At 67.5% G+C, this 26285-nt stretch carries 26 protein-coding genes; 21 read left to right on the top strand and 5 right to left on the bottom strand.

Annotated elements, in window-relative coordinates; genetic code table 11:
- Window positions 1–176: 176 nt before the first annotated feature.
- Window positions 177–665 carry an inorganic diphosphatase gene (locus tag PUN51_RS17710; protein ID WP_043450105.1) on the bottom strand — a complete coding sequence of 163 codons (489 nt, stop codon included), beginning with the start codon at window positions 663–665 and terminating at the stop codon, window positions 177–179.
- 156 nt (window positions 666–821) lie between these two features.
- Here PUN51_RS17710 and dacB point away from each other — a divergent pair, with 156 nt between their 5' ends.
- The 15 genes from dacB to PUN51_RS17635 all read left to right on the top strand — a co-directional run bounded on the left by dacB (window position 822) and on the right by PUN51_RS17635 (window position 16102).
- A complete protein-coding gene (gene dacB / locus PUN51_RS17705) occupies window positions 822–2318 on the top strand; it encodes a D-alanyl-D-alanine carboxypeptidase/D-alanyl-D-alanine endopeptidase (protein ID WP_275181957.1) in 1497 nt (498 codons plus the stop codon).
- Between the two features lie 356 nt (window positions 2319–2674).
- Window positions 2675–3838: a zinc-dependent metalloprotease gene (locus PUN51_RS17700; RefSeq protein WP_224024222.1), complete on the top strand. Its 1164-nt coding sequence runs from the start codon at window positions 2675–2677 to the stop codon at window positions 3836–3838.
- 108 nt (window positions 3839–3946) lie between these two features.
- Window positions 3947–5020, top strand: coding sequence for a tRNA lysidine(34) synthetase TilS (tilS, locus tag PUN51_RS17695; protein WP_275181959.1), 1074 nt, complete (start codon window positions 3947–3949; stop codon window positions 5018–5020).
- A 30-nt stretch (window positions 5021–5050) separates the two neighbouring features.
- The gene (gene hpt, locus PUN51_RS17690) at window positions 5051–5602 is read left to right on the top strand and encodes a hypoxanthine phosphoribosyltransferase (protein WP_041651844.1); all 552 of its coding nucleotides are present in this window, start codon (window positions 5051–5053) and stop codon (window positions 5600–5602) included.
- Between the two features lie 93 nt (window positions 5603–5695).
- Window positions 5696–6826, top strand: coding sequence for a LacI family DNA-binding transcriptional regulator (locus PUN51_RS17685; RefSeq protein ID WP_275181956.1), 1131 nt, complete (start codon window positions 5696–5698; stop codon window positions 6824–6826).
- 171 nt (window positions 6827–6997) lie between these two features.
- The gene (gene ftsH / locus PUN51_RS17680) at window positions 6998–9061 is read left to right on the top strand and encodes an ATP-dependent zinc metalloprotease FtsH (protein WP_159634414.1); all 2064 of its coding nucleotides are present in this window, start codon (window positions 6998–7000) and stop codon (window positions 9059–9061) included.
- A gap of 9 nt (window positions 9062–9070) precedes the next feature.
- Window positions 9071–9715 (top strand): GTP cyclohydrolase I FolE, encoded by a 645-nt coding sequence (folE, locus tag PUN51_RS17675; protein ID WP_159634411.1) that lies wholly within the window; start codon window positions 9071–9073, stop codon window positions 9713–9715.
- A gap of 9 nt (window positions 9716–9724) precedes the next feature.
- Window positions 9725–10660 (top strand): dihydropteroate synthase, encoded by a 936-nt coding sequence (gene folP, locus PUN51_RS17670; protein WP_275181955.1) that lies wholly within the window; start codon window positions 9725–9727, stop codon window positions 10658–10660.
- Between the two features lie 13 nt (window positions 10661–10673).
- Window positions 10674–11066 (top strand): dihydroneopterin aldolase, encoded by a 393-nt coding sequence (folB, locus tag PUN51_RS17665; RefSeq protein WP_275181954.1) that lies wholly within the window; start codon window positions 10674–10676, stop codon window positions 11064–11066.
- Entirely contained in the window at window positions 11063–11608 is a 546-nt protein-coding gene (gene folK / locus PUN51_RS17660) for a 2-amino-4-hydroxy-6-hydroxymethyldihydropteridine diphosphokinase (protein ID WP_275181953.1), read from the top strand. Before folB ends, folK begins: the two co-directional genes overlap by 4 nt.
- Entirely contained in the window at window positions 11605–12153 is a 549-nt protein-coding gene (locus tag PUN51_RS17655; protein WP_224024230.1) for a DUF3180 domain-containing protein, read from the top strand. The genes folK and PUN51_RS17655 overlap by 4 nt, the downstream gene beginning before the upstream one ends.
- Entirely contained in the window at window positions 12134–12646 is a 513-nt protein-coding gene (locus PUN51_RS17650) for a PH domain-containing protein (RefSeq protein WP_275181952.1), read from the top strand. The genes PUN51_RS17655 and PUN51_RS17650 overlap by 20 nt, the downstream gene beginning before the upstream one ends.
- A complete protein-coding gene (locus PUN51_RS17645) occupies window positions 12643–14292 on the top strand; it encodes a PH domain-containing protein (RefSeq protein ID WP_275181951.1) in 1650 nt (549 codons plus the stop codon). The genes PUN51_RS17650 and PUN51_RS17645 overlap by 4 nt, the downstream gene beginning before the upstream one ends.
- Window positions 14285–15178 carry a Rossmann-like and DUF2520 domain-containing protein gene (locus tag PUN51_RS17640; protein ID WP_275181950.1) on the top strand — a complete coding sequence of 298 codons (894 nt, stop codon included), beginning with the start codon at window positions 14285–14287 and terminating at the stop codon, window positions 15176–15178. The genes PUN51_RS17645 and PUN51_RS17640 overlap by 8 nt, the downstream gene beginning before the upstream one ends.
- The gene (locus PUN51_RS17635) at window positions 15179–16102 is read left to right on the top strand and encodes a 4-phosphopantoate--beta-alanine ligase (protein ID WP_275181949.1); all 924 of its coding nucleotides are present in this window, start codon (window positions 15179–15181) and stop codon (window positions 16100–16102) included.
- 44 nt (window positions 16103–16146) lie between these two features.
- On the opposite strand, the gene PUN51_RS17630 is transcribed toward PUN51_RS17635, so the two are convergent.
- Window positions 16147–16413, bottom strand: coding sequence for a hypothetical protein (locus PUN51_RS17630; protein ID WP_275181948.1), 267 nt, complete (start codon window positions 16411–16413; stop codon window positions 16147–16149).
- 126 nt (window positions 16414–16539) lie between these two features.
- Here PUN51_RS17630 and PUN51_RS17625 point away from each other — a divergent pair, with 126 nt between their 5' ends.
- On the top strand, window positions 16540–17160 hold the full coding sequence (locus PUN51_RS17625; RefSeq protein ID WP_275181947.1) for a TetR/AcrR family transcriptional regulator: 621 nt from the start codon (window positions 16540–16542) through the stop codon (window positions 17158–17160).
- 55 nt (window positions 17161–17215) lie between these two features.
- On the opposite strand, the gene PUN51_RS17620 is transcribed toward PUN51_RS17625, so the two are convergent.
- Window positions 17216–18832, bottom strand: a complete 1617-nt coding sequence (locus PUN51_RS17620) for an HNH endonuclease signature motif containing protein (RefSeq protein WP_275181946.1) — start codon at window positions 18830–18832, stop codon at window positions 17216–17218.
- Between the two features lie 359 nt (window positions 18833–19191).
- On the opposite strand from PUN51_RS17620, the gene PUN51_RS17615 reads away from it, so the two are divergent.
- Both PUN51_RS17615 and PUN51_RS17610 read left to right on the top strand, forming a co-directional pair.
- A complete protein-coding gene (locus tag PUN51_RS17615; protein WP_159634341.1) occupies window positions 19192–19758 on the top strand; it encodes a type 1 glutamine amidotransferase domain-containing protein in 567 nt (188 codons plus the stop codon).
- Window positions 19759–19888: 130 nt separating this feature from the next.
- Window positions 19889–21391 (top strand): MDR family MFS transporter, encoded by a 1503-nt coding sequence (locus PUN51_RS17610; RefSeq protein ID WP_275181945.1) that lies wholly within the window; start codon window positions 19889–19891, stop codon window positions 21389–21391.
- On the opposite strand, the gene PUN51_RS17605 is transcribed toward PUN51_RS17610, so the two are convergent.
- Both PUN51_RS17605 and PUN51_RS17600 read right to left on the bottom strand, forming a co-directional pair.
- Window positions 21388–22224: an alpha/beta fold hydrolase gene (locus tag PUN51_RS17605; protein WP_159634334.1), complete on the bottom strand. Its 837-nt coding sequence runs from the start codon at window positions 22222–22224 to the stop codon at window positions 21388–21390. The genes PUN51_RS17610 and PUN51_RS17605 overlap by 4 nt on opposite strands.
- Window positions 22225–22275: 51 nt before the next feature.
- Window positions 22276–22947 carry a TetR/AcrR family transcriptional regulator gene (locus tag PUN51_RS17600; protein ID WP_275181944.1) on the bottom strand — a complete coding sequence of 224 codons (672 nt, stop codon included), beginning with the start codon at window positions 22945–22947 and terminating at the stop codon, window positions 22276–22278.
- A gap of 242 nt (window positions 22948–23189) precedes the next feature.
- Here PUN51_RS17600 and PUN51_RS17595 point away from each other — a divergent pair, with 242 nt between their 5' ends.
- The 3 genes from PUN51_RS17595 to PUN51_RS17585 are packed head-to-tail and all read left to right on the top strand — an operon-like array spanning window position 23190 to window position 26283.
- Window positions 23190–24692, top strand: coding sequence for an amino acid permease (locus PUN51_RS17595; RefSeq protein ID WP_275181943.1), 1503 nt, complete (start codon window positions 23190–23192; stop codon window positions 24690–24692).
- A 47-nt stretch (window positions 24693–24739) separates the two neighbouring features.
- Complete coding sequence (locus tag PUN51_RS17590; RefSeq protein ID WP_275181942.1) at window positions 24740–25615, top strand: urea amidolyase associated protein UAAP1; 876 nt, start codon at window positions 24740–24742, stop codon at window positions 25613–25615.
- Window positions 25612–26283 (top strand): urea amidolyase associated protein UAAP2, encoded by a 672-nt coding sequence (locus PUN51_RS17585; protein ID WP_224024249.1) that lies wholly within the window; start codon window positions 25612–25614, stop codon window positions 26281–26283. The genes PUN51_RS17590 and PUN51_RS17585 overlap by 4 nt, the downstream gene beginning before the upstream one ends.
- The last annotated feature ends 2 nt before the right edge of the window (window positions 26284–26285 follow it).

Genomic DNA, 26285 nt, shown 5'->3' with positions numbered 1-26285 from the left:
GCAGGGGCCCCCCACGGGGGGAGGAAGAGGAGTTGGTGCTCCGCGGCGGCCTCGACATCCCCCCCACCCCGAGTATATAAGTCCCAAAAACAAGGGGGGGGGGTCCAGGGCTTAAAAAGGCGGGCCACCCGCCGGCGGACCCTAAAGCAGTTGTTGGGGCAAGCCCAACCTGGAAATCAGTGTCCGGTGGGCACGTAGCGCTTGATGGAAGCTTCCAGCTCGGCTTCGGCGGCGGCGCGGTCGCCCCAGCCCTCGGCCTTGACCCACTTGCCCGGCTCCAGGTCCTTGTAGCGGGTGAAGAAGTGCTCGATTTCCTTGATCAGGTACTCGTTGACGTCGCTGACTTCCTGGATGTGATCAAAGCGGGCGTCCACCGGCACGCACAGGATCTTGGCGTCTCCGCCGCCGTCGTCGGTCATGTTGAAGACACCGATGGGGCGGGACTCGACGATGACGCCGGGGTGCAGGTCGAAGTCCTGCAGGAGCACCAGAGCGTCCAGCGGGTCGCCGTCCTCGCCGAGGGTGTTCTCGAAGTACCCGTAGTGCGTGGGGTACTGCATGGAGGTGAAGAGGACGCGGTCCAGGCGGACGCGGCCGGTCTCGTGGTCAACTTCGTACTTGACGCGTGATCCCTTGGGGATCTCGATGGTCACGTCGTGCTTCATGGGAATGCTCCTCGGCAATTGCAGGGGGTGCGCGGCACACTTGACGGGCCCACAAAAAAGCGTGTCGGTGCCGCCGACTACAATTGAGGATATAGCGAGAGGCCCTGGAATCAGGAACTTGTGGGGAAATTTCAGGACTTGAGGACCGGCACCAGCATGACCAAACCAACCGGCGGGGAACCGTTGCGCGCCCGGCGTTCCCGGCGTTCCGGCGGCATCACCCAGGAGGCAGGGAAGTCCTGGCACCTGGTCCTGGCCACCCTGGTCCTGCTCGCGCTGGCCATCCCGGCGGCCCTGCTCGTGGCTCCCGGATTCCGCGGACCGGAGGCCCCGGCGCCGGCCCCCGCTGCGCCCGCCTGGCAACAGGCCCCCGCCACACTTTCCGCCCCGCAGGTGCTGGCACCCCTTCAGCCTGCCGCCCCCGTACCCGCGCCGTCAGCCGTGGCGGCGCAGGTGGAACCGTTATTGACAGCCGACGGCGGCGGTACTTTCACGGGCATGGTGCAGGACGCGCTCACGGGCCAGGTCCTCTTTGACCGGGGTGGCGCGGAAGGCCGGGTGCCGGCGTCGAACCTCAAGCTGCTGACCGCCGTGGCCGCGCTGCGCACCCTGGGGCCGGAGCACCGGTTCACCACGAAGGTGGTGCAGGGCCCTGCTCCGGGCCAGGTGGTCCTGGTGGGCGGCGGCGACGTCCTCCTGGGCGCGGGGGAGTCGCGGCCCGGACAGGCCATGGGCCAGGCCGGCCTGGCCACGCTCGCAGCCCTCACCGTGCAGGCCCTGCAGGCCGCCGGTACCACCGGTGACATCAAGGTGCTGCTGGACGACTCCCTCTTCACCGGCCCTGCACTGAATCCCAACTGGCAGTCCGGCGATGTGGAAGCCGGCGAGATCGCTCCGCTGTACCCGCTGGCGCTCAACTCCGCACGCTTTGATCCCGCCGTCACCACCGGTCCCCGCCCCCAGGACGCGGCCATGGCTGCGGCGGAAGCGTTCGCGGCCCAGCTCCGTGCGGCAGGCGCCGGGGCGGGACTGACGGTGGCGGCCGGCGTCGACCGTTCACCCGGCGCGGCCAAGGCCGGCGCTGCAGCCCTGGCCGGTGTTGACTCGGCCACCGTGGCGGAGCAGGTGGACCTGATGCTGCAGGTCTCGGACAACTACCTTGCCGAAACCATGGGCCGGATGGCCGCGTTGACCACGGGACGGCCCGGAAGCAATGACGGCGCTACTGCCGCGGTGACTGCCGAGCTTGCGGCCGCCGGGGTCACCCCGGACGCCGTGAAGCTGGTGGATGTGTGCGGCCTGGCCATGGGCAACCAGGTCACGGCCCGCCAGTTCACGGACGTGGTGCGAGCCATGACCACGGGAACGGATGCCAGGCTTCGCGCCGCACTGGACGGATTCCCGGTTGGCGGATTGTCGGGCACGTTGGACACCCGTTACGGGGATGCCACCACCTCGGGCGGCGCCGGGCTGGTCCGCGCAAAGACCGGGACCCTGAATACCGTGCTGGCGCTGAGCGGCTATGTGGTTGACGCCGACGGCCGGCTCCTGGTGTTCTCCTTCATCGGCAACGGCCTGACGCCCGGAGCCGCCGGCAACAAGGTGGCGCTGGACCGGGCAGCTACCGCGCTGGCGGGCTGCGGTTGCCGCTAGCGCGGGCTTGCGGTGGTCCCCAGCAGCGCGGCCATCACGACGGCGGCCAGCACCGACTTCCAGCCCGTGCGCGGGCCGATGGTCAGGGGAGCGATGGGACGGTAGGGGATCATGGTTCCTCCTTCGATGGTTATGGCCGTGGACCGCATGGGCGGCGCTGCCCCGCATAAACGGTGCGGGGCAGCAACGGTTGTGCGGGGGCGGGCCGCTCCTGGACAGGCAGGTTGCCCTGCGGTTTCCAGCCTGCCCGGCGGGTCTGGGACAACGCTTTCGCCTCCCTGTGCAGGGGCTGTGGAAGTTTCGCCGGTCAGCGAACTTAAGGACGATCCCTGGCCTGCTGTGTTCTGATGGGAACCATGGAGTCCACTGCGCGCGAGTCCGCACCGACGTTGTCCCCGGAAGCCCAGTCCAACCAGGCAGCCCAGTCCAACCAGGCGCAGGCCCTGATCAACTGGGACCTCGCTGCCTCTGCCGCGGCGAGGCTGGCTCCGGCCGGACCCGTGCTCGACGGAAAAGCCATTGGGGAGGCGGTGGACAGCCTGCGCCGGCTGGCGGACGCATCCGTGCCGCACGTCCACGAGATCACCGGGCTGGAAGCGGCGCGAGACCTTCGCGATTCCTCCGTGCTGGTGGTGGACCGGGCGTCCTGGGCCAAGGCCAACACCCAAAGCTTCGCGGTGATGCTCAAGCCCGCCATGCAGAAGATGCTGGACACCCGGCGCGGAAACCTCAGCCCCGCGGCCGCCCAGGTCAGCGGCGCCATTACCGGCAGCCAGTTGGGCGCCGTCCTGGCCTTCCTGTCCAGCAAGGTCCTGGGCCAGTACGATCCCTTTGCGGCGCTGGCGGAGAATTCCACGGCCCCTGCTGCCGGCCGGCTCCTGCTGGTGGCACCGAACATCGTCTCGGTGGAGCGCGAACTGAACGTCGCCCCGGAGGACTTCCGGCTCTGGGTGTGCCTGCACGAGCAGACGCACCGGGTGCAGTTCGCGGCGGCACCATGGCTGCGCCACCACATGCTGGAGCAAATCGACGAACTCAGCGGGCACCTGCTGGGCAACGTCGATTCCCTGATGGAGCGTGCCTCAGCTGCCGCGCGTTCACTGAAGGACCGCTCTGCCAGCGGAGACACGCCGGGCCGCGGCGCCATCCTGGACCTGCTGCAGGATCCGGAGGAAAAGGCCGCCATCTCGCACCTCACCGCCGTGATGAGCCTGCTCGAAGGGCACGCCAACGTGGTGATGGACGCCGTCGACGCCAGCATTGTCCCGTCCGTGAAGACCATCCGGCAGCGGTTCAACGACCGCGGCAAGGACCGGGGCGTCATCGAGAAGTTCATCCGCAGCCTCCTGGGCCTGGACGCCAAAATGCGCCAGTACTCCGACGGTGCCCGCTTTGTCCGCGCCGTTGTGGACGTGGCCGGCATGGAGGGCTTCAACAAGGTATGGGACTCGGTGGACCACCTTCCCACCGAGCCCGAGATCCACGACGCCAAGCTGTGGCTCGACCGGATGGGCCTCTAGTTGCCTTCAGAGGTACCGGTGGGCGCCCCGGCGGCTGAAGGACAGGGCGCGCGGAGCGGCCGACGCCGGCCGGGCAGGTTGGCGCCCGTCGTCGGCACTGCGCGCAAACTGCTGCAAAACGCCCTGGCCGGGGCCGGCTATCCCCGCCACGTCCTCGTAGCTTGCAGCGGCGGCCCGGACTCCCTGGCGCTCGCCGCCGTCGCCGCGTACTTTGCCCGCCGCGGCCACGTGGACGGCCGCCCGCTGACCGTCGGCGCCGTGGTGGTGGACCACCAGCTGCAGGAGGGGTCGGCCGATATTGCCGCCCGCACCGTGGAAGCACTGCAGGACCTGGGCCTGCACCCGGTGGAAATCCGGACCGTTACGGTGGCCGGTGCCGGCATGGGCCCCGAAGCCGCCGCCCGTGAAGCCCGGCATGCCGCGCTTGAGGCCGCAGCCGCAGATCAGGGCGCGGAGGCAATCCTGCTGGGTCACACCCTGGACGACCAGGCCGAACAAGTACTGCTGGGCCTCGCCCGCGGCTCCGGCACGCGGTCCCTCGCAGGGATGCGGCCGGCCCGTCCTGGAACCGGAAATGCCGTCCTCCTGCGCCCCTTCCTGGAACTCCGCCGGGCGGACACCGAGGAAATCTGTGCCGTGGAAGAGCTGGATCCCTGGCACGATCCCACCAACTCCGATCCCGCCTTCGCCCGGTCACGGACCCGGGTGGAAGTCCTCCCGCACCTTGAGGAAAAACTTGGTCCCGGCGTCGCCGAATCCCTGGCCCGGACAGCCGCCATCCTGCAGCTGGACGCCGACTACCTGGAGGATGTGGCGGAAAGCACCTACGCCTCCCTGGTGGAACGGGACGGCAGCGGACTGAGCCTGCCGGAGGAGGCGCTGCGGGCGCTTGCACCGGCCATTAGGTTCCGTGTCATCGCCAAGGCAGCGGCCGACGCCGTCGGGCAGCAGCCCAGCTACCGGCGCCTTTTGGCGGCAGAAGCGCTGCTCCGGCGGCATGGCTCGGCCGGACCGGTTGAGCTTCCCGGCGGTGTGAGTGTGTACCGGTTGTCACTGGCGCAGCTGGAGGAATCGAAGGACGCGGCGGCTGCAGGGGCCCCGGGCGGCGCCGGTTCCGTTCCCCGCGAACCCGTGCGCTGTGGGAAGCTAGTATTCCGGCCTCAAAAACCGCCCGCAAAATAGTCGCACCCCGCATCTAAACAGGAGCCATTGGTGGATTCAAACGACGTCCAGGCAGATCTCAAGCACGTTCTCTACACCAAGGAACAGATCCAGCAGCGGATCACCGAACTCGCCGCGCAGATCGACAAAGACTATGAAGGACGCGAAATCCTCATCGTTGGTGTCCTCAAGGGCGCCGTCATGGTCATGGCTGACCTGGCCCGGGCACTGCACAGCCACATCTCCATGGACTGGATGGCCGTGTCCTCCTACGGCTCGGGTACGCAGTCCTCCGGCGTGGTGCGGATCCTCAAGGACCTGGACACCGACCTGATGGGCAAGGACGTGCTGATCGTCGAGGACATCATCGACTCCGGCCTGACCCTGTCCTGGCTCAAGACCAACCTGGAATCCCGTGGCACCGCGTCCGTGGAAATCTGCACCGCGTTCCGCAAGCCCACCGCAGCCAAGGTGGAGATCGACGTCAAGTACGTGGGCTACGACATCCCCAACGAATTCGTGGTGGGCTACGGCCTGGACTACGCGGAAAAGTACCGCAACCTGGACTTCGTGGGCACCCTGGCGCCGCACGTCTACGAGTAAACCCTTCCCACGGCATGGCGGTTCACGGCAATCGTGCCGCCCGGGACTGCCGTGACATCCCATCCCGCACTGGCCTTGCTGAGTGGGGGAAGCGTGAGTAGCGGCAGCGTGGGCATCCGGGACGTGGCGCGGGAAGCCGGCGTCTCGGTCACCACGGTCTCGCACGTCCTCAACGACGTGCCTTTCGCCCGGGTCAGCCCGGAAACCCGCGAGAAAGTACGGACGACGGCGGCCCGGCTGGGATACGGCCCCAACCGCCTGGCGCGCGCCCTCCGCAGCCGAAGGTCCGGTGTGCTGGGCCTGGCCATTGAGGATGTGGCCACCACTCCGCACGCCGGCCGCATCATCCTGGGCGCGGAGCAGGCGGCCCGTGCCCGCGGCTACGCCCTGATGGTCGTCAACATCCCGGGGCAGGCGCAAGCGGAAGCCGGCACGCAGCCCGGCTTGAAGTCCAGCCCGGAACCCGGCCAGCGCGCAACCCACCCCATACAAGCTGGCGTGGAGTCCCTCCTGGCACGGCAGGTGGACGGAATCCTCTACGCGGCCGGCCACCGGCGCGTCCTGCAGCATTCCGCCACCCTGGGCAAGGTCCCCGCGGTCTTGCTGGATGCCGTCGCCGCGGACCTGAGCCTTCCCGCCGTCGTGGCCGACGAATACGGCGGGGCAGCAGCCGCGGTGGAAGCACTGCTCGCGGCCGGCCACACCCGGATCGGACTCCTCACCACCGCTGAAGAGAACCACTCCACCCGCCAGCGCATCCTGGGCTTCCGGGACGCACTTCAGTGTGCGGGACTGAACGGTGCCTCCGCCACTGGCGAGGCGGCGTCGCCCGATGCATCCGGCGGGTACGCGGCTGCCCGCAGAATCCTGGCAGCCGCCAACCCGCCGTCGGCCCTCTTTTGCTGCAGTGACTCCCTGGCCATGGGCGCCTACCGCGCCGCCGCGGAACTGGGCCTGTCCATCCCCGGCAACCTGTCCGTCGTCGGGTTCGGCAATGAGGAACTGCTGGCCGCCAACCTCCATCCGGGGCTGACGACGGTCGCCGTGCCGCACTCCGAAATGGGGGCCTGGGCCGTCAACCGGCTGATCGATGAACTCGAAAGCGCCGCAGCGGAGGCCGGCCCCACCCCACCCACAGGCGGACCGGACCCAGTGCTGCTCGGGTGCCGGCTGGTCACGCGTGGGTCCGTGGGGCTGCCGGATACCGGGAAGCGGCAGCCCTGACGCGGTATTCTGCGGACTGCCGCACCATCTACGCCCACAGGGAACTTTTGCTTTTCGCTATGCGTGATTTACTCCGGACGGTGTATAGCTAGAAGCTGACGCAGCACCATCACGCGCGCAGACTACTCGCCGTGAAGCACTACCGGAAGGGACGGGGCCAGCCCCGAACAGATGAAAGCTAAGAACTTCTTCAAAGGCCCGGGCATCTGGATCGTCGTTGTGGTCGGTCTGCTCCTTGTGGCTTTTGCAACGCTCGCCCCCGGCGGTGCGGCCCGGATCGACACGGACAAGGGCCTGGAACTGCTCTCCAGCAACAAGGTGGAGCAGGCCAAGATCTTCGACGGCGAGAACCGCGTTGACCTCACGCTGAAGGACAACCTGCAGGTGGACGGGCAGGACAAAGGCAAGAGCGTCCAGTTCTTCTTCGTGGATGCCCGCGCACAGGACGTGGTGAAGGCTGTCACCGACGCCAAGCCGGCCCAGGGTTTCACCGACCAGCCGATTGAAAGCAACTGGTTCTCCGGCCTGCTTTCCCTCCTGATCCCCGTGATCCTGCTGGGCGCACTCTTCTGGTTCCTTATGACCCGCATGCAGGGCGGCGGCTCCAAGATCATGCAGTTCGGCAAGTCCAAGGCCAAGATGGTCAGCAAGGACATGCCGCAGGTCACCTTCGCTGACGTTGCAGGTGCCGATGAGGCCGTGGAGGAACTCCAGGAGATCAAGGAATTCCTGCAGGAACCAGCCAAGTTCCAGGCCGTCGGCGCCAAGATCCCCAAGGGCGTGCTGCTCTACGGCCCGCCAGGTACCGGTAAGACCCTGCTGGCCCGCGCGGTTGCCGGTGAGGCCGGCGTACCCTTCTTCTCCATTTCCGGCTCTGACTTCGTGGAAATGTTCGTCGGCGTCGGTGCATCCCGTGTCCGCGACCTCTTCGAACAGGCCAAGGCCAACTCGCCCGCCATCATCTTCGTGGATGAGATCGACGCCGTCGGCCGGCACCGCGGCGCCGGCATCGGCGGCGGCAACGACGAACGCGAGCAGACCCTCAACCAGCTGCTGGTGGAGATGGACGGCTTCGACGTCAAGACCAACGTGATCCTCATTGCGGCCACCAACCGGCCAGACGTCCTGGACCCGGCCCTGCTGCGCCCCGGCCGCTTCGACCGCCAGGTGTCCGTGGAAGCGCCGGACCTGATCGGCCGCGACCAGATCCTGCAGGTGCACGCCAAGGGCAAGCCGATGGCTCCCGGGGTGGACCTGAAGGGTGTGGCGAAGAAGACGCCCGGGTACACCGGTGCCGACCTCGCCAACGTCCTCAACGAGGCCGCTCTGCTCACCGCGCGTTCCAACGCCAACCTGATTGACGACCGCGCCCTGGATGAGGCCATTGACCGCGTCATGGCCGGCCCGCAGAAGCGCAGCCGCGTCATGAAGGAACACGAGCGCAAGATCACCGCCTACCACGAAGGCGGCCACGCCCTGGTGGCGGCGGCCCTTCGGAACTCCGCCCCGGTCACCAAGATCACCATCCTTCCCCGCGGCCGCGCCCTTGGTTACACCATGGTGGTCCCGGAAAACGACAAGTACTCCGTGACCCGCAACGAACTCCTGGACCAGATGGCCTACGCCATGGGTGGACGCGTCGCCGAGGAGATCGTGTTCCATGATCCCTCCACCGGTGCGTCCAATGACATCGAAAAGGCCACCGGCACCGCACGCAAGATGGTCACTGAATACGGCATGAGCGAACGCGTCGGTGCTGTCCGCCTGGGCCAGGGCGGCGGTGAACCGTTCCTGGGCCGCGACGCAGGGCACGAGCGGAACTACTCTGACCAGATCGCCTACGTCGTGGACGAGGAAGTGCGCCGCCTGATCGAGCAGGCACATGACGAGGCCTACGAAATCCTCACCGAGAACCGGGACATCCTGGACTACCTCGCCCTGGAGCTGCTGGAGCGGGAGACCCTCAACCAGGCCGAGATTGCCGACATCTTCCGTGACGTCCGCAAGCGGGACTTCCGCGAGGTGTGGCTGTCCAAGGAAACCCGTCCCGTCCAGTTGACCGGACCGGTGGAGAGCCGCCAGGAGCGGGCTGAACGGGAAGCGCAGGAGGAAGCGAAGAAGGCGCGCCTTGACGAGCCGCTGGACGCCCAGCCCCCGCACCCGCAGGGCGTGTCGGAGGATGCTCCGTTTCACGGAGGCACCCCCGACTCGGGGCCTGACACCCTTCGCGGCTAAGCTTTCCTTGTGACTTCCTTCGACGACGACGACGTTTCCGCCTCCGCCGCCTACCCGGCGGAGGACGGTTCCCACCACTCCAAGAGCGAAAAGGTGGACCGGCCACGGATTGAGGCGGCCGTCCGCGAGATCCTCCTTGCCATCGGCGAGGACCCGGACCGCGGCGGCCTCGTGGACACCCCGAAAAGGGTTGCGAAGGCGTACGCCGAGGTGTTCGCCGGATTGCACCATGATCCTGCGGACGTCCTGTCCACCACCTTCGACCTGGACCACGAGGAACTGGTCCTGGTCAAGGACATCCCCTTCTACTCCACGTGCGAGCACCACCTGGTGCCGTTCCACGGGGTGGCCCACGTTGGCTACATCCCCTCGCACGACGGCAAGGTGACCGGGCTGAGCAAGCTGGCCCGGCTGGTGGACATCTACGCCCGCCGCCCCCAGGTACAGGAGCGGCTGACTACCGAAATTGTCGAAGCGATGGTGCAGCACCTCAAACCCCGCGGTGCGATCGTCGTCGTCGAATGCGAGCACATGTGCATGTCCATGCGCGGCATCCGCAAGCCCGGAGCGAAGACCGTCACCAGTGCGGTCCGCGGGCAGCTTCATGACCCGGCCACCCGTGCCGAAGCCATGAGCCTCATCCTCGGAAGGTAACCACACACCATGGATTCACTCGCTGCAGCCCCTGGAACGGGGCCCGCTACGTCCCCGCTGCCCATCCTGCGCAAGCCCCGCCCGGCTGCCCGCTTTGAGGACCTCCCCACCGGCCGCACCCTGGTCATGGGCATCCTGAACGTCACCCCGGATTCATTCAGCGACGGCGGCAAGCACGCGACGGCGGACACCGCCATCGCGGCAGGCCTGCGGATGTTCTACGCGGGTGCGGACATCATCGACGTCGGGGGCGAGTCCACCCGGCCCGGAGCCGACGACGTCACGCCGGACGAAGAGCAGCGCCGCGTCCTGCCCGTGATCGAAGCACTGGTGAAGGCCGGCGCGCTGGTCAGCATCGACACCACGCACGCCTCCACCGCAGCCGCTGCCTTGAAGGCGGGCGCGGCCATCATCAATGACGTCTCCGGGCTGACCATCGAACCGGAGATGGTGGAGCTTGTGGCGGCCTCCAAGGCACCCTATGTCCTCACGCACCGCCGCGGCGACGCCCGGACCATGAACTCGCTCGCCGAATACACGGATGTGGCCGGGGAAGTGGTGGCGGAACTGGCAGGAGTACGGGACAAGCTCTACGCAGCCGGTGTCAGCAGGGAACAGATCATCATCGATCCGGGCCTGGGGTTCGCGAAGAACGACGCCCAGAACTGGGAACTGCTGCAGAACCTGGACCAGCTGGACAGCCTGGGCCATAGGGTCCTGGTGGCTGCTTCCCGCAAGCGCTTCCTCGGCACCCTGCTCACCGTGGCCGGGAAGTCCGCCGCTCCTGACGAGCGGGACAGTGCCACGGCCGCAATCACAGCGATCAGCGCCTACCGCGGGGCCTGGGCCGTCCGCGTACATGACGTCGGTTCCAGCCTTGACGCGGTCAAGGTGGCTGCGCGCATGGCGGCACCCACAACACAAGCCGTACACAAAACGCAATAGGGCCGGGGGACCCATGGACAGGATTACGCTGACCGGAGTGACCGCCGTCGGCCACCACGGTGTCTTCGATTTTGAACGCCGGGAGGGCCAGCCCTTTGTTGTGGACGCCGTGCTCTACCTGGACTTCACCGAAGCGGCGCAGTCCGACGACGTCCGGGACACCGCCCACTACGGTGAGGTGGCGCAGCGTATTACCGAGTGGATCACCGGGGAGCCCCTGAACCTCATTGAGGCACTCGCCGTGCGGATCGCCGACAGCCTCCTGGCCGAATTCACGCTCCAGGCCGTGGACATCACCGTCCATAAACCGCAGGCCCCCATCGAGGTCCCCTTCGGTGACGTGGCCGTCACGGTCCACCGCGAGCGGGTTCCCGCCGCCCCTGCGCTGTCCGGTGCGCAGGCATGAACGGGATCTACACCAAGGCCGTGCTGGCCCTGGGCAGCAACCTTGGTGAACGCAACGAGACCCTGACCGAGGCTGTGGCGGACCTGGTGGATCCGCCGGAAGTACGGCTGCTCGCCGTCTCGCCCATAGTCCAGACCAAGGCCGTGGGCGGCCCTGCCGGCCAGCCGGACTTCCTGAACATGGTCATCACCGTGGAAACCAGCCTCACCCCTGGCGAACTGCTGGAACATTGCCAGGCCGTGGAAAACAAGCACCTCCGCGTCCGTGAGGTCCGCTGGGGGCCGCGGACGCTCGACGTCGACATCATCACCTACGGCGAGCTCCGCAGTGACGACCCCGCCCTGACCATCCCCCACCCCCGGGCGGCGTCACGCGCTTTCGTCCTCTACCCGTGGTCGCTCATCGAACCCGCCGCCACGCTGAACGGCGAACGGATCAGCACCCTGGCAGTCCAGGCGGACGATTTCAAGGATCTTGCCCCGTTCGACGGGTTCGGGGAATTTGACGGGATGCCGACGGCGGGAGCGGTGGAGGAGAGATGAAGCCCATCAACCCGCTGCGCCTGCTGCTGATCTGCGTCATCCTTGCCATCGCGGGCTGGTCGGCCACGGTTGTCACCAGCCGGTACAGCATGGCCACGCCTGTCCTGCCTGCCACCGCGCTGGCCACGATGGGCGTCATCGTCATCATCACCCTGATCCTGGGTATCCGGATCCTGAGGTGGCGGAACAGCCACCAGCCCAACAGCAAGGCGAAGAAGACGCAGCTGGATCCCCTCCTGGCCGCCCGGACCCTGATCCTGGCGCAGGCGTGCGCCTACGCCGGAACGGTGCTCCTGGGATGGCATGTGGGAATCTTCCTGGACCAGCTGCGCATCTGGAGCCTGCGCAGCGACCAAGGCATCACCTGGCTTGCCCTGGCCATGGCGGGCGGCGGCCTGGTGATGATCGTGGTGGGGCTCGTCGTGGAGCGGTTCTGCAGGATCCCGCCGGAAGACGGCGACACCAACAGCGTTGACGGGAAGAAGGGCCGGCCTGCCCGCGGGGAAGCCGCAGGGGAAGGCGAGTATGCGTACCGAGGCGATTGACCCGCCGGGGATCGACTGGCAGCGGGTGTCACCGAAATACGTCACCGTCCGCCTGGTGGAATGGGCCCTGGCCAACATCGCCGCCATACTGGTCCTGTCCGCGCCGCTGGTGTTCGTCCTCCTGGGATGGTGGCGGTGGCCGCCGCTGTGGCTGGCCATCACCGTTCCGGCCGCCACCCTGCTGCTTGCCTTATGGCGGCTGGTCCTCATCCCGCGGCAGGTCCGGGCCATCGGCTACGCGGAGCGGGACGAGGACCTCCTGGTCAGGAGCGGCATCTTCTTCCAGCGCACCATGGCCGTCCCGTACGGACGCATGCAGTATGTGGACATCGCCGTGGGACCTGTGGAGCGGGGCATGGGCCTGTGTACCGTCAAGCTCCACACAGCGTCCCCCGGCACCAATGCGCGCATCCCCGGCCTCCCGGCGGCTGAAGGCGCCCGGCTCCGTGAACAGCTGGCCGCCCGCGGCGAAGCCAGGCTGGCAGGACTGTGACCACTGACGGCCAGCTGCCCGGTCCGGCGCTGCCGCCTGCCGGCACCGGCCCGGAAGCCACGGGAACGCCCGACGGCGAATGGCTGCGTGTGCATCCCGCCTCACCTTTTGTCCGTGGCTGGGTTGCACTGGCCGCCATCACGTTCTTCTTCGGCCGCGACCTGTTTGAGCGGACACTCCAGGGCCAGCCCGTGTTCGAGGACGGGTTCGCCCGCCGTGCACCGTGGCTCCTGGGCGGCGGTGCCGCGGTGCTGGCCGTGGCAGTCCTGGGGTTCGTCCTGACCTGGTATTTCACCAAGTACCAGGTCTCCGGCGGCTATGTCCGGGTCAACACCGGCCTCCTCTTCCGCCAGCACCGGCAGGCACGCCTGGACCGGGTGCAGGCCATTGACATCGTGCAGCCACTGCTGGCCCGCATCTTTGGCCTGGCCGAACTCAAGTTTGAAGTTGCCGACGCCGGCGAATCCGCCGTGCGCCTGGCGTACCTCAGGATCGACGACGCCCGCCAACTGCGCGCCACCATCCTGGCACGGGCCTCCGGGGCTGAGGCAGGTTTCGGGGCGGGCCCGGCGGCCGGCGCCGCGGCGCTTCCAGGTCCCGGCAGCCCGTCGGCGGAGTCCTTTGCCCCGCCCGCACCTGAGGCGCCCGAAATCCAGGTACTCAGCGTGCCGCCGTCGCGCCTTGTCGGATCGCTCCTGTTGAGCGAGCAAAGTTTCTTCATTGTGGTGGGCGGTTTCGCTTCCGTGGTCCTGTCCGCGCTGACGGACAACCGCGCTTTCTACTTCTACCTGGTACCCGCAGCGCTGGGCCTTGCCGCCAGCTACTGGAACTTCTTCAACAAGGGCTACAACTTCACCGCCGCCGTCTCACCGGACGGCATCCGGCTGCGGTACGGGCTGCTGGACACCCAGGCGCAGACACTTCCGCCGGGTCGGATCCAGGCCGTGAAGATTGCCCAGCCTCCGCTGTGGCGTCCGTTCGGCTGGTACCGGATGCAGGTGAACGTTGCCGGCTACGGGACGTCCGGCAACGCCGTCGAAGGCAACACCAGGACCATCCTCCTGCCGGTGGGCAAGTTCGCCGACGTCCTTGCCATGCTCTCGCTCGTCCTGCCGGACCCGGGAACGGATCGCCCTGCGGAGGTGTTCGCCGCGGGGCTTACCGGCAGGGATTCCGACGGCGGGTTCACCACCACGCCCCGGCGGGCCCGGCTGCTGGCGCCCCTGGGCTGGCGGCGGAACGGGTTTGCCGCCACGGACACGGCACTGCTGATCCGCTCCGGACGCTGGTGGCGGGACCTTGTGCTGGTGCCCCATCAACGCACGCAGTCACTGGCGATCCACCAGGGGCCCGTGGCGCGCCGGTTCCGGGTGGCCGACCTGGTCCTGCATACGACGGCCGGTCCCGTTGCCCCGCGGCTTACCCAGGCGGGGCTGGACGAGGCCAGGCAACTCTTCGACGAGCAGTCTGCGCGGGCCCGGCTGGCCAGGAAGCGGCAAACCACCGAACAATGGTTGCGGCAGGTTGTTCCGGCAGTGGAACCTGCGCCCGTGCCGGGCACACCGGTTCCCGGAGCGCCGTACCCTGGGGCTCCAGCCATTGAAGCCCGCACCCATTACCAACAGGAAGGCCAGACGCATGGCTAAGCCCGGACGCCTCGGCGTCGGAATCATCGGCGCCGGCAAGGTGGGCGCCGTGCTCGGCGCGGCCCTGCGCGGAGCCGAGCACGCCGTCGTGGGAGTGTCAGCCGTCTCCGACGCCAGCCGGGACCGGGCCGAGGCACTGCTTCCCGGGGTGCCCATCCTTGAGGTGCAGGACATCGTGGAACGTGCCGAACTGGTGCTGCTGGCGGTGCCCGACGACGCGCTGCCGGATTTGGTGGAGGGGCTGGCGAAGCTCGGCGCCTGGCAGCCGGGGCAGCTTGTGGCACATACCTCGGGCCGGTTCGGCGTGGGCGTGCTGCATCCGGTCCGTGCTGCCGGCGCCGTGCCGCTGGCGCTGCACCCGGCCATGACGTTCACGGGCATGAGCCTGGACCTCACCCGGCTGCTGGACTGCACCTTCGGCGTGACGGCCGATGCCGCCATGCTCCCCATCGCGCAGGCGCTGGTGGTGGAGATGGGGGCGGAGCCTGTGGCCATCGCCGAGGCGGACCGGACGCTCTACCACGCGGCCCTGGCCCATGGTTCCAACCACCTGGTCACCTTGGTGGCACAGGCGTCGCAGCTCCTGCGCGAGGTGGGAGTGGAGTCGCCCGAGCGCATGCTGGGGCCGCTGCTGCGCGCCACCCTGGAAAACGCGCTGGCCTCGGGGGAGTCTGCGCTGACCGGGCCGGTGGCCCGCGGTGACGTGGGCACCGTGCGTGCGCACGCCGAGGCGTTGCGGGAGTTCGACGGCGGTGGGCATGGGGACGTGCTTGAGGCCTACCTTGCGATGGCCCGCGCCACTGCCCTGCGCGCTGAAGGGCGCGGCCTGCTGAAACCCGACCAGCTGAAGGGGCTGCGCGAGGCCCTCGATCCGAAGGAAGACTGAATGCCCATCCAACTCGTCACCACCGTGGCCGGCCTGAAAGCCGAAAGCGCCCGATTGCTCGGCGCGAAACAGGGTGTCTCCCAGGGGCTTGTGCCCACCATGGGCGCCCTCCACGAAGGCCATGCAACGCTGGCGCGCACCGCCGTCGAGCAGAACGATGTGGTGGTGGTCAGCATCTTCGTCAACCCCCTGCAGTTCGGCGATGCCGTTGACCTGGACCGCTACCCGCGGACACTCGACGCGGACCTCGCCCTGCTCGAGGAGCAGGGCGTTGACCTCGCGTTCGCGCCCTCCGTGGAGGAGGTCTATCCCGGCGGCGAACCCCTGGTGCGGATCACTTCGGGCCGCCTGGGGGATAAGTGGGAGGGCGCCTCGCGGCCCGGCCACTTTGACGGGGCACTCACTGTGGTGGCCAAACTGCTGCACTACGGCATGCCCGCGGCCGGTCTTCCCGCCGGCCCTGCGGGTTCTGCCGGCGGCAGCCTGCCTGCGTACCGGGCCTACTTCGGGCAAAAGGACGCCCAGCAGCTGGCCCTGGTCCGGCGGATGGTTTCCGACCTGAACTTCCCGGTGGAGATCGTGGGCGTGCCAACGGTGCGCGCAACGGACGGGCTGGCGCTGTCCAGCCGGAACCGCTTCCTGTCCGATGCCGAGCGGGACGCCGCGCTGGTCCTGTCCAGGGCCCTGCGGCTGCTGGAGGAAAGGGCGAACGCCCATGAGGCGCTGGACCTCGACTCCGCGCTGGCGATGGTGGAATCCCAGCCCCTCGTCTCGCTGGACTACTTTGACGTAGTGGACCCGGGCACCCTTGAACCGCTGGCCGAGAACTGCCGGGAAACACCCTTCCGCGGCGAGGGCCTGGCGCTCATCGCGGCCAAGGTGGGCCCGGTGCGCCTGATCGACAACATTCCGCTGAGTTCGTAGCTGCCTTCACAGCTGCCACGCCGGCCCGGCGCATACCGTGCCCGTTACAGGCCTGAGTGGTCCCGGTTGATCATGAGCTGTTCGAGCAGCGCGCGTTCAGGCCGGCCCGGGTTCCTGGCGACGCAGCGGCGAAGGCGGGCCCGGACGAGTTCTTCATTGGGATCCTGGCCGCCAAGCAGTTCATCGATGATTTCCTGCGCCTGCCACCGGAGCGACTCGATGGCGAACTGCCTGACCTCTTCGGGCGTATCACTGGACATCCAGGGATCGGGATCCGACGGGACACTTTGGAACATCCGCTCTGCTGACATTGGGGCCTCCTTGCTCCAAACCGGCGGACCCTTGGGGGCGCCTTGCGGTGTTCTAAAGAACTGCGTAGGAGAAACACTACAGCGGGCAAGACCAGTCTGTCTCCCCTGCAGTAGACTCCAAGTCTCATGAGCACAGAGGCGAAGGTCCCGATATCCGATGCGTCTTCCCCGGCCTCGTCGGGGGAGGGCAACGCCAATTCCGTGGAGCGGATCCTCTCGGTGGCCTACGAGCTGTTTTCGCGCAGGGGAATCCGCGACGTGGGTGTCAATGAGCTCATCGAGCGGTCAGGGGTGGCCAAGGCCACCTTCTACCGGCATTTCCCGTCAAAGGATTCGTTGGTCCTGGCCTTCCTGGAGCAGCGGGACAAACTGTGGACTGTTGAAGCAATAGTGGCCCAGGCCCGCGGCCGGGGACAGACACCGGAGGAGCGTCTGCTGGCGATCTTCGACGTCCTGGGGGAATGGTTCCGGCGCGATGACTTCGAAGGGAGCACCTTCACCCAGGTCCTGCTGGAGATGGGACCGTCCCACCCCCTGGGGCAGGCCAGCATCAACTACCTGGCAAAACTTCGGAGCCACGTGCAGGCCCTGGCCGAAGAAGCCGGGCTTGTGGACCCTGACGGGTTCGCGCGTTCCTGGCAGATCCTGATGAAGGGCTCCATCATCTCGGCCACCGGCGGTGACCTGGACGCCGGGAAGCGTGCCCAGCAGATGGCTGCCTGGCTGATCGAGCACCACAGGGCGTAGCGGCTGGCGTTGCAGGACGGGCTTCAGAAGTGGCCTCGGAACTGTCCATGGCCGCCTACGGCCGGGCACCAATGGCCTCCGGGAAAAGGGCGAATGGCGTGGCGAGGAATTCGGCCCAGAGGGGATCGTCGGCCGGCAGGTCGTTGAGGTCCACGTATCTGTCGTCGTCGGGTTCCCACTGCGGAAGGTTATTGAGGCTGGCCTCCAGGCATTGGCAGAGGGCGGGCGCGGCCCATTGGAGCAATGCTGACCAGTTTCCTCGTGGCCAGTGGGTTGGTTCGGCATCCTGGTGTTCTGGGTTGTAGTGCCTGCCTGTTGGTGAGGTCCAGCCGGGTGGTTCATTCTTGTTGGCCGGGTCCGGTGTCCATTGGCTGTGGTGTTTGAGCCGGTGGTGTTTGGGGCAGAGTTGGGCCAAGTTACTGGTTCCGGTGGTGCCGCCGTGTTGCCAGGCTTGTAGGTGGTCGGTTTCGTTGTCGGGGGTGCGGTTGGTGCAGCCGGGGAAGGTGCATTTGGTGTCGCGCATCCTGATCCAGCGTTTGATGGTTTCGGTGAGCCGGTAGTTTTTCCGGCCGATTTCCAGTGGTGCGCCGTCGCGTGGGTCGATGAGGACCCGGTAGAAGGAGTCCGCCCCGTCGGCGACAAGTTTCCGTGCCATGGACGCCGGGATCGGGCCGAAACCATCCAGTAAGGCGGGTTCGTCGGTGGCTCCGAGGAGGGCGAACACGGGCACGGTGACCAGGACATCGGCCCGCGGCGCAGGGACCTTCCCGATCGCGGTACCGCCCGCCGGGGTGCTGGTCCCTGCGGTGGTGCCAGTGGAACGTTCACCCGTAGCCTGCCCGGCTCCGAGAAGCAGAGATGCGGCGATGTCGGGGCGGAGTTGGGTAAGGGTGCGGGGTTCGTCGGGGCCCTGGAAGCCACGGGCGGTGGCGGTGGTCCGGTTCCAGATGGCGCAGGCGGTGTCCCCGGGGAGGTAGAGGGAGACCCAGGCCATACCGTCCTTGTCCGGGGTGTATTCCATCCGCCGGTCAGCCACACCCTTGACATGGCGCTTCTCGATCGATTCCGGATGGTGGCGTTCCCGCCAACCACGCACCTTCGCCCGGAACCGGGACGGGACAAGCTCGCCGGGGGCGACGCCGCGGGCGGGCTGGGGTGCAGCCGGGTCGAAGAAATGCGCCACCAGCGCAGCAGCACCAGTCCAGTCGACGCTCTCGGTTTCGTCCGCAACGATGCGGGCGTGCTGCCACGACATGTCCCCGGTGGCCAAGGCTTCGAACACCAGCGGCAGGGAGCAGATCCGGCGTGAGTGCTCCACCAACGCCCCTGCTGCCGCGGAGCTGATGGTCAGCACCCCGGCGATCTCCTCCACGGCCGACATCTCCGCATAGGTCCGCTCATGCACTGGGGCGTCCGGGGCCAGCAGTGCGTGCTGGATCTCGACGGCGTCGGCAACGTCGCGGGCCTTGACCGCGGCGAGCTGGCCTTCCAGCCGCTTCACGACCTCCAGCCGTTTCAGGCGGAGTTCGTACCGCCGCTGCAGCACATCCACGTCAGTGCCAACGCAGGCACCGGATGCAAGGGCGGTGTCTTCCTGAATCAGCCTGCGGAAGGCAGCCATGGAGGATTCAAGTCCCTCCACAACCGCTGCCCCGCCTGTCCCGATTCCCATACCCATATCATCCAGCGACCCACTGACATTCTGACGTGGCATCGCCCATCACTGGCCACCGGTCGGGAGCTGCCGGAGGCCCAATCGTCACGTCCAAACGCCACCGGCCGTCCAAGGTGCCTCGGCCGCGCAAGCTGCCTGCCGCCGTCGTACGCAATTCCAGGGCGCAAAATCCCCGGCGCACCCCAAATACCCGCCGCGCAAAGGAGCTTGCGCGGCGCACTCGTGAGAGCACGCAAGATGGATAGTCAGCTTGCTTATTACTTTCCCATTTCCTAGGCTGGAGTGGTCAGGCAATCAACTCTCAAGCGGGACCCCCGCGTGCCAAAAGCGCGCAACCGCAAGGATGAGGAGGAACAATGTCAGAGCACAGCATCGCAGGCAAGAAGGTCGCATTCCTGCTGACTGACGGAGTGGAGCAGGTAGAGCTCACCAGTCCCTGGCAGGCAGTGAAGGACGCCGGCGGCGAGCCCACCCTGGTGGCGCCGAAGAGCGGCAAGCTGCAGGGCTACAACGGCACGGAGAAGGGCGATACCTTCGACGTCGACCTGACGGTCGCGGAGGCGAACGCCTCGGACTTCGACGCGCTGGTACTCCCGGGTGGCGTGGTGAACGCAGACCACCTCCGCGTCGACAAGGACGCCCAGAGCTTCACGCGGAACTTCTTCGAACAGCACAAGCCCGTGGCATCGATCTGCCATGGACCGTGGCTGCTCATCGAGGCCGGAGTCATCCGGGGCCGGAATGTCACGTCCTACTTCACGCTGGAAACCGACCTGAAGAACGCGGGCGCCAACTGGACGGACCAGGAAGTGGTGGTTGACCAGGGCCTGGTGACCAGCCGGAACCCTGATGACCTCCCGGCGTTCAACAACAAGCTGGTGGAAGAAATCTCCGAAGGCCAGCACGCAGGGCAGACCGCCTAAAGCAAAGCCCTAATGTTCCCTCAGGGGTAAAAAGTACCCATGCGGAGGAATTACTCCAGCGGGTAGAGTGTTGGAATCTGCAGCGGCGCCGACCGCGCATCACTCTTAAAACACCCCTGAGGGAACACCCATGTCTACCGAAGTCTCTCCGAACGCCAGCGGACAGCCCGCCCCTGACCAAGGACCCGGCGAAGGAATCCGCCAAGGAACCCTGCCCGCTGCCCCGGAGAAGATGTCCCGGGAGTCCGTGACCATCATCAGCACGCTGCTGGTGGCGACGTTCGTGGTGATCCTCAACGAGACCATCATGAATGTTGCCCTGCAGCGGCTCATGGTGGACCTCCGGGTGGACGCCCCCACTGTTCAATGGCTGTCCACCGGATTCATGCTCACCATGGCCGTGGTCATCCCCACCACCGGCTTCATCCTCCAGCGCCTCTCCACGCGTGCCGTCTTCATGCTGGCCATGGGCCTGTTCGCGGGCGGAACAGCACTGGCCGCGGTGGCCCCGGGGTTCGAGGTCCTGCTCCTGGCACGGATCGTCCAGGCCGGCGGCACCGCCATCATGCTGCCGCTGCTGATGACCACCATCCTCACCCTGGTCCCGCTGGCAAAGCGCGGCGCCGTCATGGGCAACGTGAGCATTGCCATCTCGGTGGCACCGGCCATGGGCCCCACCGTCTCCGGGCTGATCCTTGAGCATTTCACCTGGCGCTTCATGTTCGTCTTCGTCCTGCCCGTGGCCCTCGCAGCGCTGGCCATCGGCGCCAAATACCTCACCAACGTGGGCGAGGTGGAGAAGGGCAAGCTCGACGTCCTGTCCGTTGTCCTCACCGTTCCCGCTTTCGGCGGCCTGGTCTACGGGCTCAGCCAGATCGGCGGCGGCCACGGCGGCCAGGCTGGCCCGGGTGCCGGTGCCATCGCGGCCCTTGTCATCGGCGTCGCAGCGCTCACGGTCTTCGTCCTGCGCCAGGTCCGGCTCCAGAAGGCCGCCGCGCCGCTGCTGGATCTTCGCGCGTTCAACTTCCGGATGTTCACCGTCTCGGTCCTGCTGATGGTGGTGGCCATGATGGCGCTGTTCGGCGGCGTCATCCTGCTCCCGCTCTACCTGCAGGAAGTCCGCGGCCTGGGGTCGCTCGAGACCGGCCTGGCGCTGCTTCCCGGCGGCCTGGCCATGGGGCTGCTGGGCCCTGTCATCGGCCGCGCGTTCGACAGGGTAGGCCCGCTTCCGCTCACCGTCACCGGCTCCATCCTGATGGTGGTGGCCCTTTGGCAGTTTTCAATGCTCGACGCCGGCACAGCGGTTTGGTGGATCATCACCCTGCACGTGGCGCTGAGTTTCGGCCTGGCGCTGCTGTTCACCCCAGCCTTCACCACGGGCTTGAACCCGCTGCCGCCGCACCTCTACTCCCACGGCTCAGCGATCATGAGCACCACGCAGCAGGTGGCCGGTGCGGCGGGCACGGCCCTGCTGGTGTCCATCTTCGCTGTGGTGAGTGCGGCGTCGGGACTCGTAGCAGGGATGAGTGCCGCCTTCATGACGGCAACCGTCATAGCCTTTGCCGCCGTCGTACTGTCCGCGATGATGCGCAAGACCGAAGGTGCCGGCCCGGGCCACGGCGCAGGACACTAGCCGGCGAAGAAGTCGCTCAGTTCCTTGATCAGCTTGTCCGGGGCCTTGATGGCGCCGTCGTGGCCGAAGCCGGGCAGGATGGTGTAGCTGGAGCCGGAGAGGACGTCGTGGATCTGGCCGCAGGCGATGCCGAAGTAGGCCGGGCTCTTTTCGCCCACCACGATCAGCGTCTCCAGGGGGAGTGCCTGGAATGGCTCGGCAGGCATGTCGGCGGCGATGATGGCTTTGATTTCGCGGACGCCGGTGCGCATCAGTTCGCGCTGCTGCTTGCCTTCGGTGGTGCCCGCGGTCAGCTTGTTGGCCAGGGTCAGCATGGACAGCGGCATGCGCGAAGAAAATGCACCGCCGGCTTCCAGGCCGCGCTGGATCACGGCGAGGGCGCGGTCGTCATCCTTGGCGGCGATGGCACGCTCATATTCCACGATCCAGTCGGCGGTGACGCTGCCGTTCACGGAGACTGCGGGATCGTAGACGGCGAGCCGTTCCACGGGCAGGGTCCGCGCGGCGTGCAGGGCAACCGCTCCGCCGAAGCTGTGTCCAAAGACGTCCGTGCTGGAGGTGTGCTTCATGACCGTGTCCAGGTCGCGGATGTCCACGTCCAGCGTGTAGTCCTCGGGCTGCGGCGACGATGATCCGCGGCCACGCCGGTTGAACGTGTGGACCGGCCGGCCCAGGGCGGCGCTCAGCTTTTGGGCGAACTTGGTGTAGTCCGCGGCCGTCACCATGGAGGGCGGCACCACCACCACACCGGACCCGGCCGACGCCAGTTCCGCGCCGGTGGAGAAGAGCTCAATCGTTCCGCCGTCGGGGGTCCTGATGTTCTCTCGCGTCATGCTCTGAGCCTAGCCGAGCAAGTGGTTGCAGGCATCCTGGAGAGCGTCGGCTCAGGCCAGCCGGTCAATGAGGGACCGGCTCGCCGCACGGATGGCCGGCAGCTCCCGGCCCAGCCCGCAGAGGATCAGGCCGGCGTCGGCCGCCTGCAGGGGCGAGTCCGGCCCCACTGCCCCGTCCGCCCGGAGGTAGATCAGGGATTCCACCAGGCGGAAGGTGAAGTCGCCGCCGTCGGGTCCCGCCGCGGTGGCTGACAAGCCACCGCCCAGCTCTCCGTACAGGTGCCGGAGTTCCTGCCGGTCGTTCAGGAACCGGGCAAAGCGCGTGCTCCGCACCTCCGGCAGGTGGTAGAGGACGCCAAGGTTCCACCGGGCAGTGCACAGCTGGGTGCCGTCATAAAGTGCGACGGCGTGCAGCCGGCTCCCGGCCAGGCCTTCGGTTTGCGGGGTCCCGGCAGGGAGCGCCGCCACTGCGCGCGCGAACGTTAGGCCGCCGGACACCGTCCCCTCCAGCAGGTCCTCAAGGATGTCGTCCTTGGTTTTGAAGTGGTGGTAGAGGGACGACTGCCGGATTCCCACGGCGTCCGCAATGGACCGGGTGGAGGTGCTGGCGAATCCTTGCGTGGTGAAGAGCTCTGCCGCGGCGTCGAGTATTTCCTCGCGGGCGGTGGCACCTGGCCGGGAGGGTTGCTGGTGGCGGGGGCGTCCCGGTCCGGCTGAAGTCACCGCTTCATTCTTGCACCACCGGGCGCTGCACCGGCCAGGGCTGAGATGCCGAATGGAGCCGGTGAGGGGACGGAAATCTGGTCGAAACAAGATGTCTATCCGCCTTTTACAGAGGCGAAACTGTTTGGGGACATCCCGCTGGAAAACTATCAATTGACCGGTAATCAGCAGCCTTCGGCCGAGCGCTGCGGTGCCGGGAGGCTTTGCCCCCCCAGATTCCTTTCCAGCCCCGGAGATTCCCGATGACATCAACCGTCCTCCCCACCGTCCACCAGGACGATGCAGACCTGACGTCCCTTGGCTACCAGCCCACCCTCCACCGAAAGCTCGGCCGTTACGCTTCCTTTGCCGCCGGGTTTTCCTTCGTCTCCATCCTCACCACCATCTTCCAGCTCTTCGCCTTCGGCTACTCCTTTGCCGGCCCGGCGTTCTTCTGGACCTGGCCGGTTGTCCTGGTGGGCCAGCTGCTGGTGGCCCTGAACTTCGCCGAACTCGCCGCCCGCTACCCACTGTCCGGCGCCGTCTACCAGTGGGCACGGCGCGTCGGGGGAGAAGGCGTCGGCTGGTTCGCCGGCTGGTTCATGGCCATCGCGCAGGTGGTCACCGCCGCCGCAGCCGCGATCGCCCTGCAGGTAGTGCTGCCCCAGCTCTGGGACGGCTTCCAGGTGGTGGGCGGGGACCCGGCACTCAACACCGTGACCGGGGCTTCGAACGCCGTGGTCCTGGGCGCGGTCCTCCTGGTGGCCACCACCATCATCAACTCCCTGGGCGTGAGGCTCATGGCACACGTGAACTCCGTTGGCGTCACCTGCGAGATCGTCGGCGTCGCGGCCGTGATCCTGGCCCTCATCAGCGCCGCCCAGCGCGGACCGGACGTGGTTGCGGACACCAGCGTGCTGCAGGGATCCGACCTGGGCGCGGTGGGAGCCTTCCTGGTTTCAGGACTCATGGCCGCCTACGTCATGGTGGGCTTCAACTCCGCCGGTGAGCTCTCAGAAGAAACCAAGGACCCGCGCCGCACCGCCCCACGGACCATCCTCTCCGCCCTTCTCATCTCCGGCGTCGGGGGTGCACTGATGATCATCACCGCACTGATGGCAGCCCCCAGCCTGGACGATGGCCGCCTCGCCACCGAAGGCCTGCCCTACGTGCTCACCGCCGTCCTGGGCACCTTCTGGGGCAAGGTCCTGCTGGTGGATGTGGCCATCGCCATCTTCGTCTGCACCCTGGCGATCCAGACTGCGGGTTCCCGCCTGGTGTTCTCCATGGCCCGCGACGGCAAGCTCCCGGCGTCGCGACTCCTTTCCTCCGTGCACCCCACCCGCGGCACCCCCATGTGGCCCTCGATCGTGATCGGTGCCCTGGCCGTCGCGGTGCTGGCCATCAACGTAGGCAACGCGGCGCTGTTCACCACCCTCTGCAGCGTCTGCATCGTGATGGTCTACCTCGCTTACCTCCTGGTCACCGTCCCGCAGCTGGCCAACCGCCTCCGCGGCGACTGGGACCGGGTGGGACAGGCCATGCCCGCGGGCCTCTTCTCACTGGGCCGCTGGGGCCTGCCGGTCAACATCCTCGCAGTGCTCTACGGCGCAGTCATGGTGGTCAACCTCGCCTGGCCGCGGCCCGAGGTGTACGACCCCTCCGGCGAAAACGGGCTCCTCCTCTGGTCCGCGCCGCTCATGGTCGCGGCCGTCCTGCTCCTGGGCCTCTGGGTCCGGCGCCGGAATGCGGCAATCAAGGCCTGACGGGCCACCCCGCCCTTCCCAAAACTTCCACGACATCCAGGACTGACATGACACAGACCATTGAAACGCCAACAACCGGTACCGCCACCACCGCCGGCGCCCGCACCCACGCCAGGGAACAGCACGGCAAGACCGTGGACACCATGCGCTTCGTCCCGGCAGCCTCCGCGCCGCAGCACCTGCTGGCAGGAATGCCCGACGGCGCGTCCCCCACGTGGGCAGAGTCCCTCGCCTTTGGCCGCTACACCACCATGGCGCTGGCCCGGGGCACCCGGATCCGGATCACGGACACTGCCGGCGATGCGTGCGTCCATACCCTGCTCTACCGGACCGGCGCCCTGCACGAACGCCTTAACATTGCCGACACCGTCAAGGTCCCGTGGCAGGCCTACCCCGCCACCGGCCACCCGCTGCTGTCCGACGCAGGCCGCCTGATGGCCACCATCGTGGCGGACACCTCCAGCCGGCACGATGCCCTCACCGGGGCCACCACCCTGGCAGGCAACACTGCCAGGTACGGCGCCGGGACCGTCCACAGCGCCTCACCGGCCGCCCGCGAACTGCTCACCCTGGGCGCCCTCAAGAACGGCCTGGGCACCCGCGACGTGGCGCCGTCGCTCTCGCTCTTCAAGGGCATCACCGTTGACCCGGCCGGAAGCATCACCTTCACCGGGAGCACCGGACCGGGCGCCGCCGTCGAGCTTCTCCTCCAGATGGACGCCGTGCTGGTCCTCGCCAACACCGCGCACCCGCTGGATCCCCGCCGTGACTTCACCGGAACCGCCGTGGACATCACCGCCTGGCACGCCCCGCAGGACCTCGCGGAACTCGAAGCGGGACGCCTCGCCGGACCGCTCAGCCCGGAACACCTGCAGGCCCTCCGCAACACCGAACACGACCTCACCGCAAGGGACGCCCGATGAACACCGTTACAAGCACCCGCCCCGACGCCGCGGAAACCGCGCTCGCTGCCGGCACCGTGATCCTGGATGAATTCGTCGAAGCCCGCGGACCCTGGTCCGCCGTGGTGGCCGCCGGTGACGTCCTCACCATCGTGGACCTGGAAGGCAACCAGGCCGTGGACTGCCTCCTGTACGCCGCGGCAGACACCACTGTCCGCTACTCGGCTCCGGCAACCATCGCCGCGCAGCAGTCGATCATCCTCACCACCGGTTCCGTCCTGAGGGCGGACACCGGTGCGCCCCTGATGACCGTCGTGGCGGACGAAGTGGGCGTGCACGACACCATCGGCGGTGCCTGCTCGCAGGAATCCAACACCCTCCGGTACGGCCAGCACACCCGCGAACAGCACGCCTGCGTGGAGAACTTCCTGATCGAGGGTTTCCGCTGGAGCCTCGGCAAACGCGACCTCGTCTCCAACATCAACTGGTTCATGAACGTCCCGGTGGACCCGGACGGCGCCCTGGGCATTGTGGACGGCCTGTCCGCCCCCGGCAAGCGCGTGGCGCTGCGGGCGGAAGTGGACACCCTGGTGCTGGTCTCCAACTGCCCGCAGGTCAACAACCCCTGCAACGGCTTCAACCCCACCCCCGTCCGCATGATCGTCACCCGGCCGGAGGCTGCACTGTGAAC

This window comes from Arthrobacter sp. NQ4, from assembly GCF_029077345.1.
GTDB lineage: Bacteria > Actinomycetota > Actinomycetes > Actinomycetales > Micrococcaceae > Arthrobacter.
The sequence above is the reverse complement of the archived record's forward strand: the minus strand, read 5'-3'. Positions and strand labels throughout refer to the sequence as shown.

What these genes read in the sequence shown, in the direction of transcription:
- PUN51_RS17710 (WP_043450105.1), bottom strand. Translation starts at nt 665, where the DNA reads ATGAAGCACGACGTGACCATCGAGATCCCCAAGGGATCACGCGTCAAG.
- dacB (WP_275181957.1), top strand. Translation starts at nt 822, where the DNA reads ATGACCAAACCAACCGGCGGGGAACCGTTGCGCGCCCGGCGTTCCCGG.
- PUN51_RS17700 (WP_224024222.1), top strand. Translation starts at nt 2,675, where the DNA reads ATGGAGTCCACTGCGCGCGAGTCCGCACCGACGTTGTCCCCGGAAGCC.
- ftsH (WP_159634414.1), top strand. Translation starts at nt 6,998, where the DNA reads ATGAAAGCTAAGAACTTCTTCAAAGGCCCGGGCATCTGGATCGTCGTT.
- folP (WP_275181955.1), top strand. Translation starts at nt 9,725, where the DNA reads ATGGATTCACTCGCTGCAGCCCCTGGAACGGGGCCCGCTACGTCCCCG.
- folB (WP_275181954.1), top strand. Translation starts at nt 10,674, where the DNA reads ATGGACAGGATTACGCTGACCGGAGTGACCGCCGTCGGCCACCACGGT.
- folK (WP_275181953.1), top strand. Translation starts at nt 11,063, where the DNA reads ATGAACGGGATCTACACCAAGGCCGTGCTGGCCCTGGGCAGCAACCTT.
- PUN51_RS17655 (WP_224024230.1), top strand. Translation starts at nt 11,605, where the DNA reads ATGAAGCCCATCAACCCGCTGCGCCTGCTGCTGATCTGCGTCATCCTT.
- PUN51_RS17650 (WP_275181952.1), top strand. Translation starts at nt 12,134, where the DNA reads ATGCGTACCGAGGCGATTGACCCGCCGGGGATCGACTGGCAGCGGGTG.
- PUN51_RS17640 (WP_275181950.1), top strand. Translation starts at nt 14,285, where the DNA reads ATGGCTAAGCCCGGACGCCTCGGCGTCGGAATCATCGGCGCCGGCAAG.
- PUN51_RS17635 (WP_275181949.1), top strand. Translation starts at nt 15,179, where the DNA reads ATGCCCATCCAACTCGTCACCACCGTGGCCGGCCTGAAAGCCGAAAGC.
- PUN51_RS17630 (WP_275181948.1), bottom strand. Translation starts at nt 16,413, where the DNA reads ATGTCAGCAGAGCGGATGTTCCAAAGTGTCCCGTCGGATCCCGATCCC.
- PUN51_RS17625 (WP_275181947.1), top strand. Translation starts at nt 16,540, where the DNA reads ATGAGCACAGAGGCGAAGGTCCCGATATCCGATGCGTCTTCCCCGGCC.
- PUN51_RS17620 (WP_275181946.1), bottom strand. Translation starts at nt 18,832, where the DNA reads ATGGGAATCGGGACAGGCGGGGCAGCGGTTGTGGAGGGACTTGAATCC.
- PUN51_RS17615 (WP_159634341.1), top strand. Translation starts at nt 19,192, where the DNA reads ATGTCAGAGCACAGCATCGCAGGCAAGAAGGTCGCATTCCTGCTGACT.
- PUN51_RS17610 (WP_275181945.1), top strand. Translation starts at nt 19,889, where the DNA reads ATGTCTACCGAAGTCTCTCCGAACGCCAGCGGACAGCCCGCCCCTGAC.
- PUN51_RS17605 (WP_159634334.1), bottom strand. Translation starts at nt 22,224, where the DNA reads ATGACGCGAGAGAACATCAGGACCCCCGACGGCGGAACGATTGAGCTC.
- PUN51_RS17595 (WP_275181943.1), top strand. Translation starts at nt 23,190, where the DNA reads ATGACATCAACCGTCCTCCCCACCGTCCACCAGGACGATGCAGACCTG.
- PUN51_RS17590 (WP_275181942.1), top strand. Translation starts at nt 24,740, where the DNA reads ATGACACAGACCATTGAAACGCCAACAACCGGTACCGCCACCACCGCC.
- PUN51_RS17585 (WP_224024249.1), top strand. Translation starts at nt 25,612, where the DNA reads ATGAACACCGTTACAAGCACCCGCCCCGACGCCGCGGAAACCGCGCTC.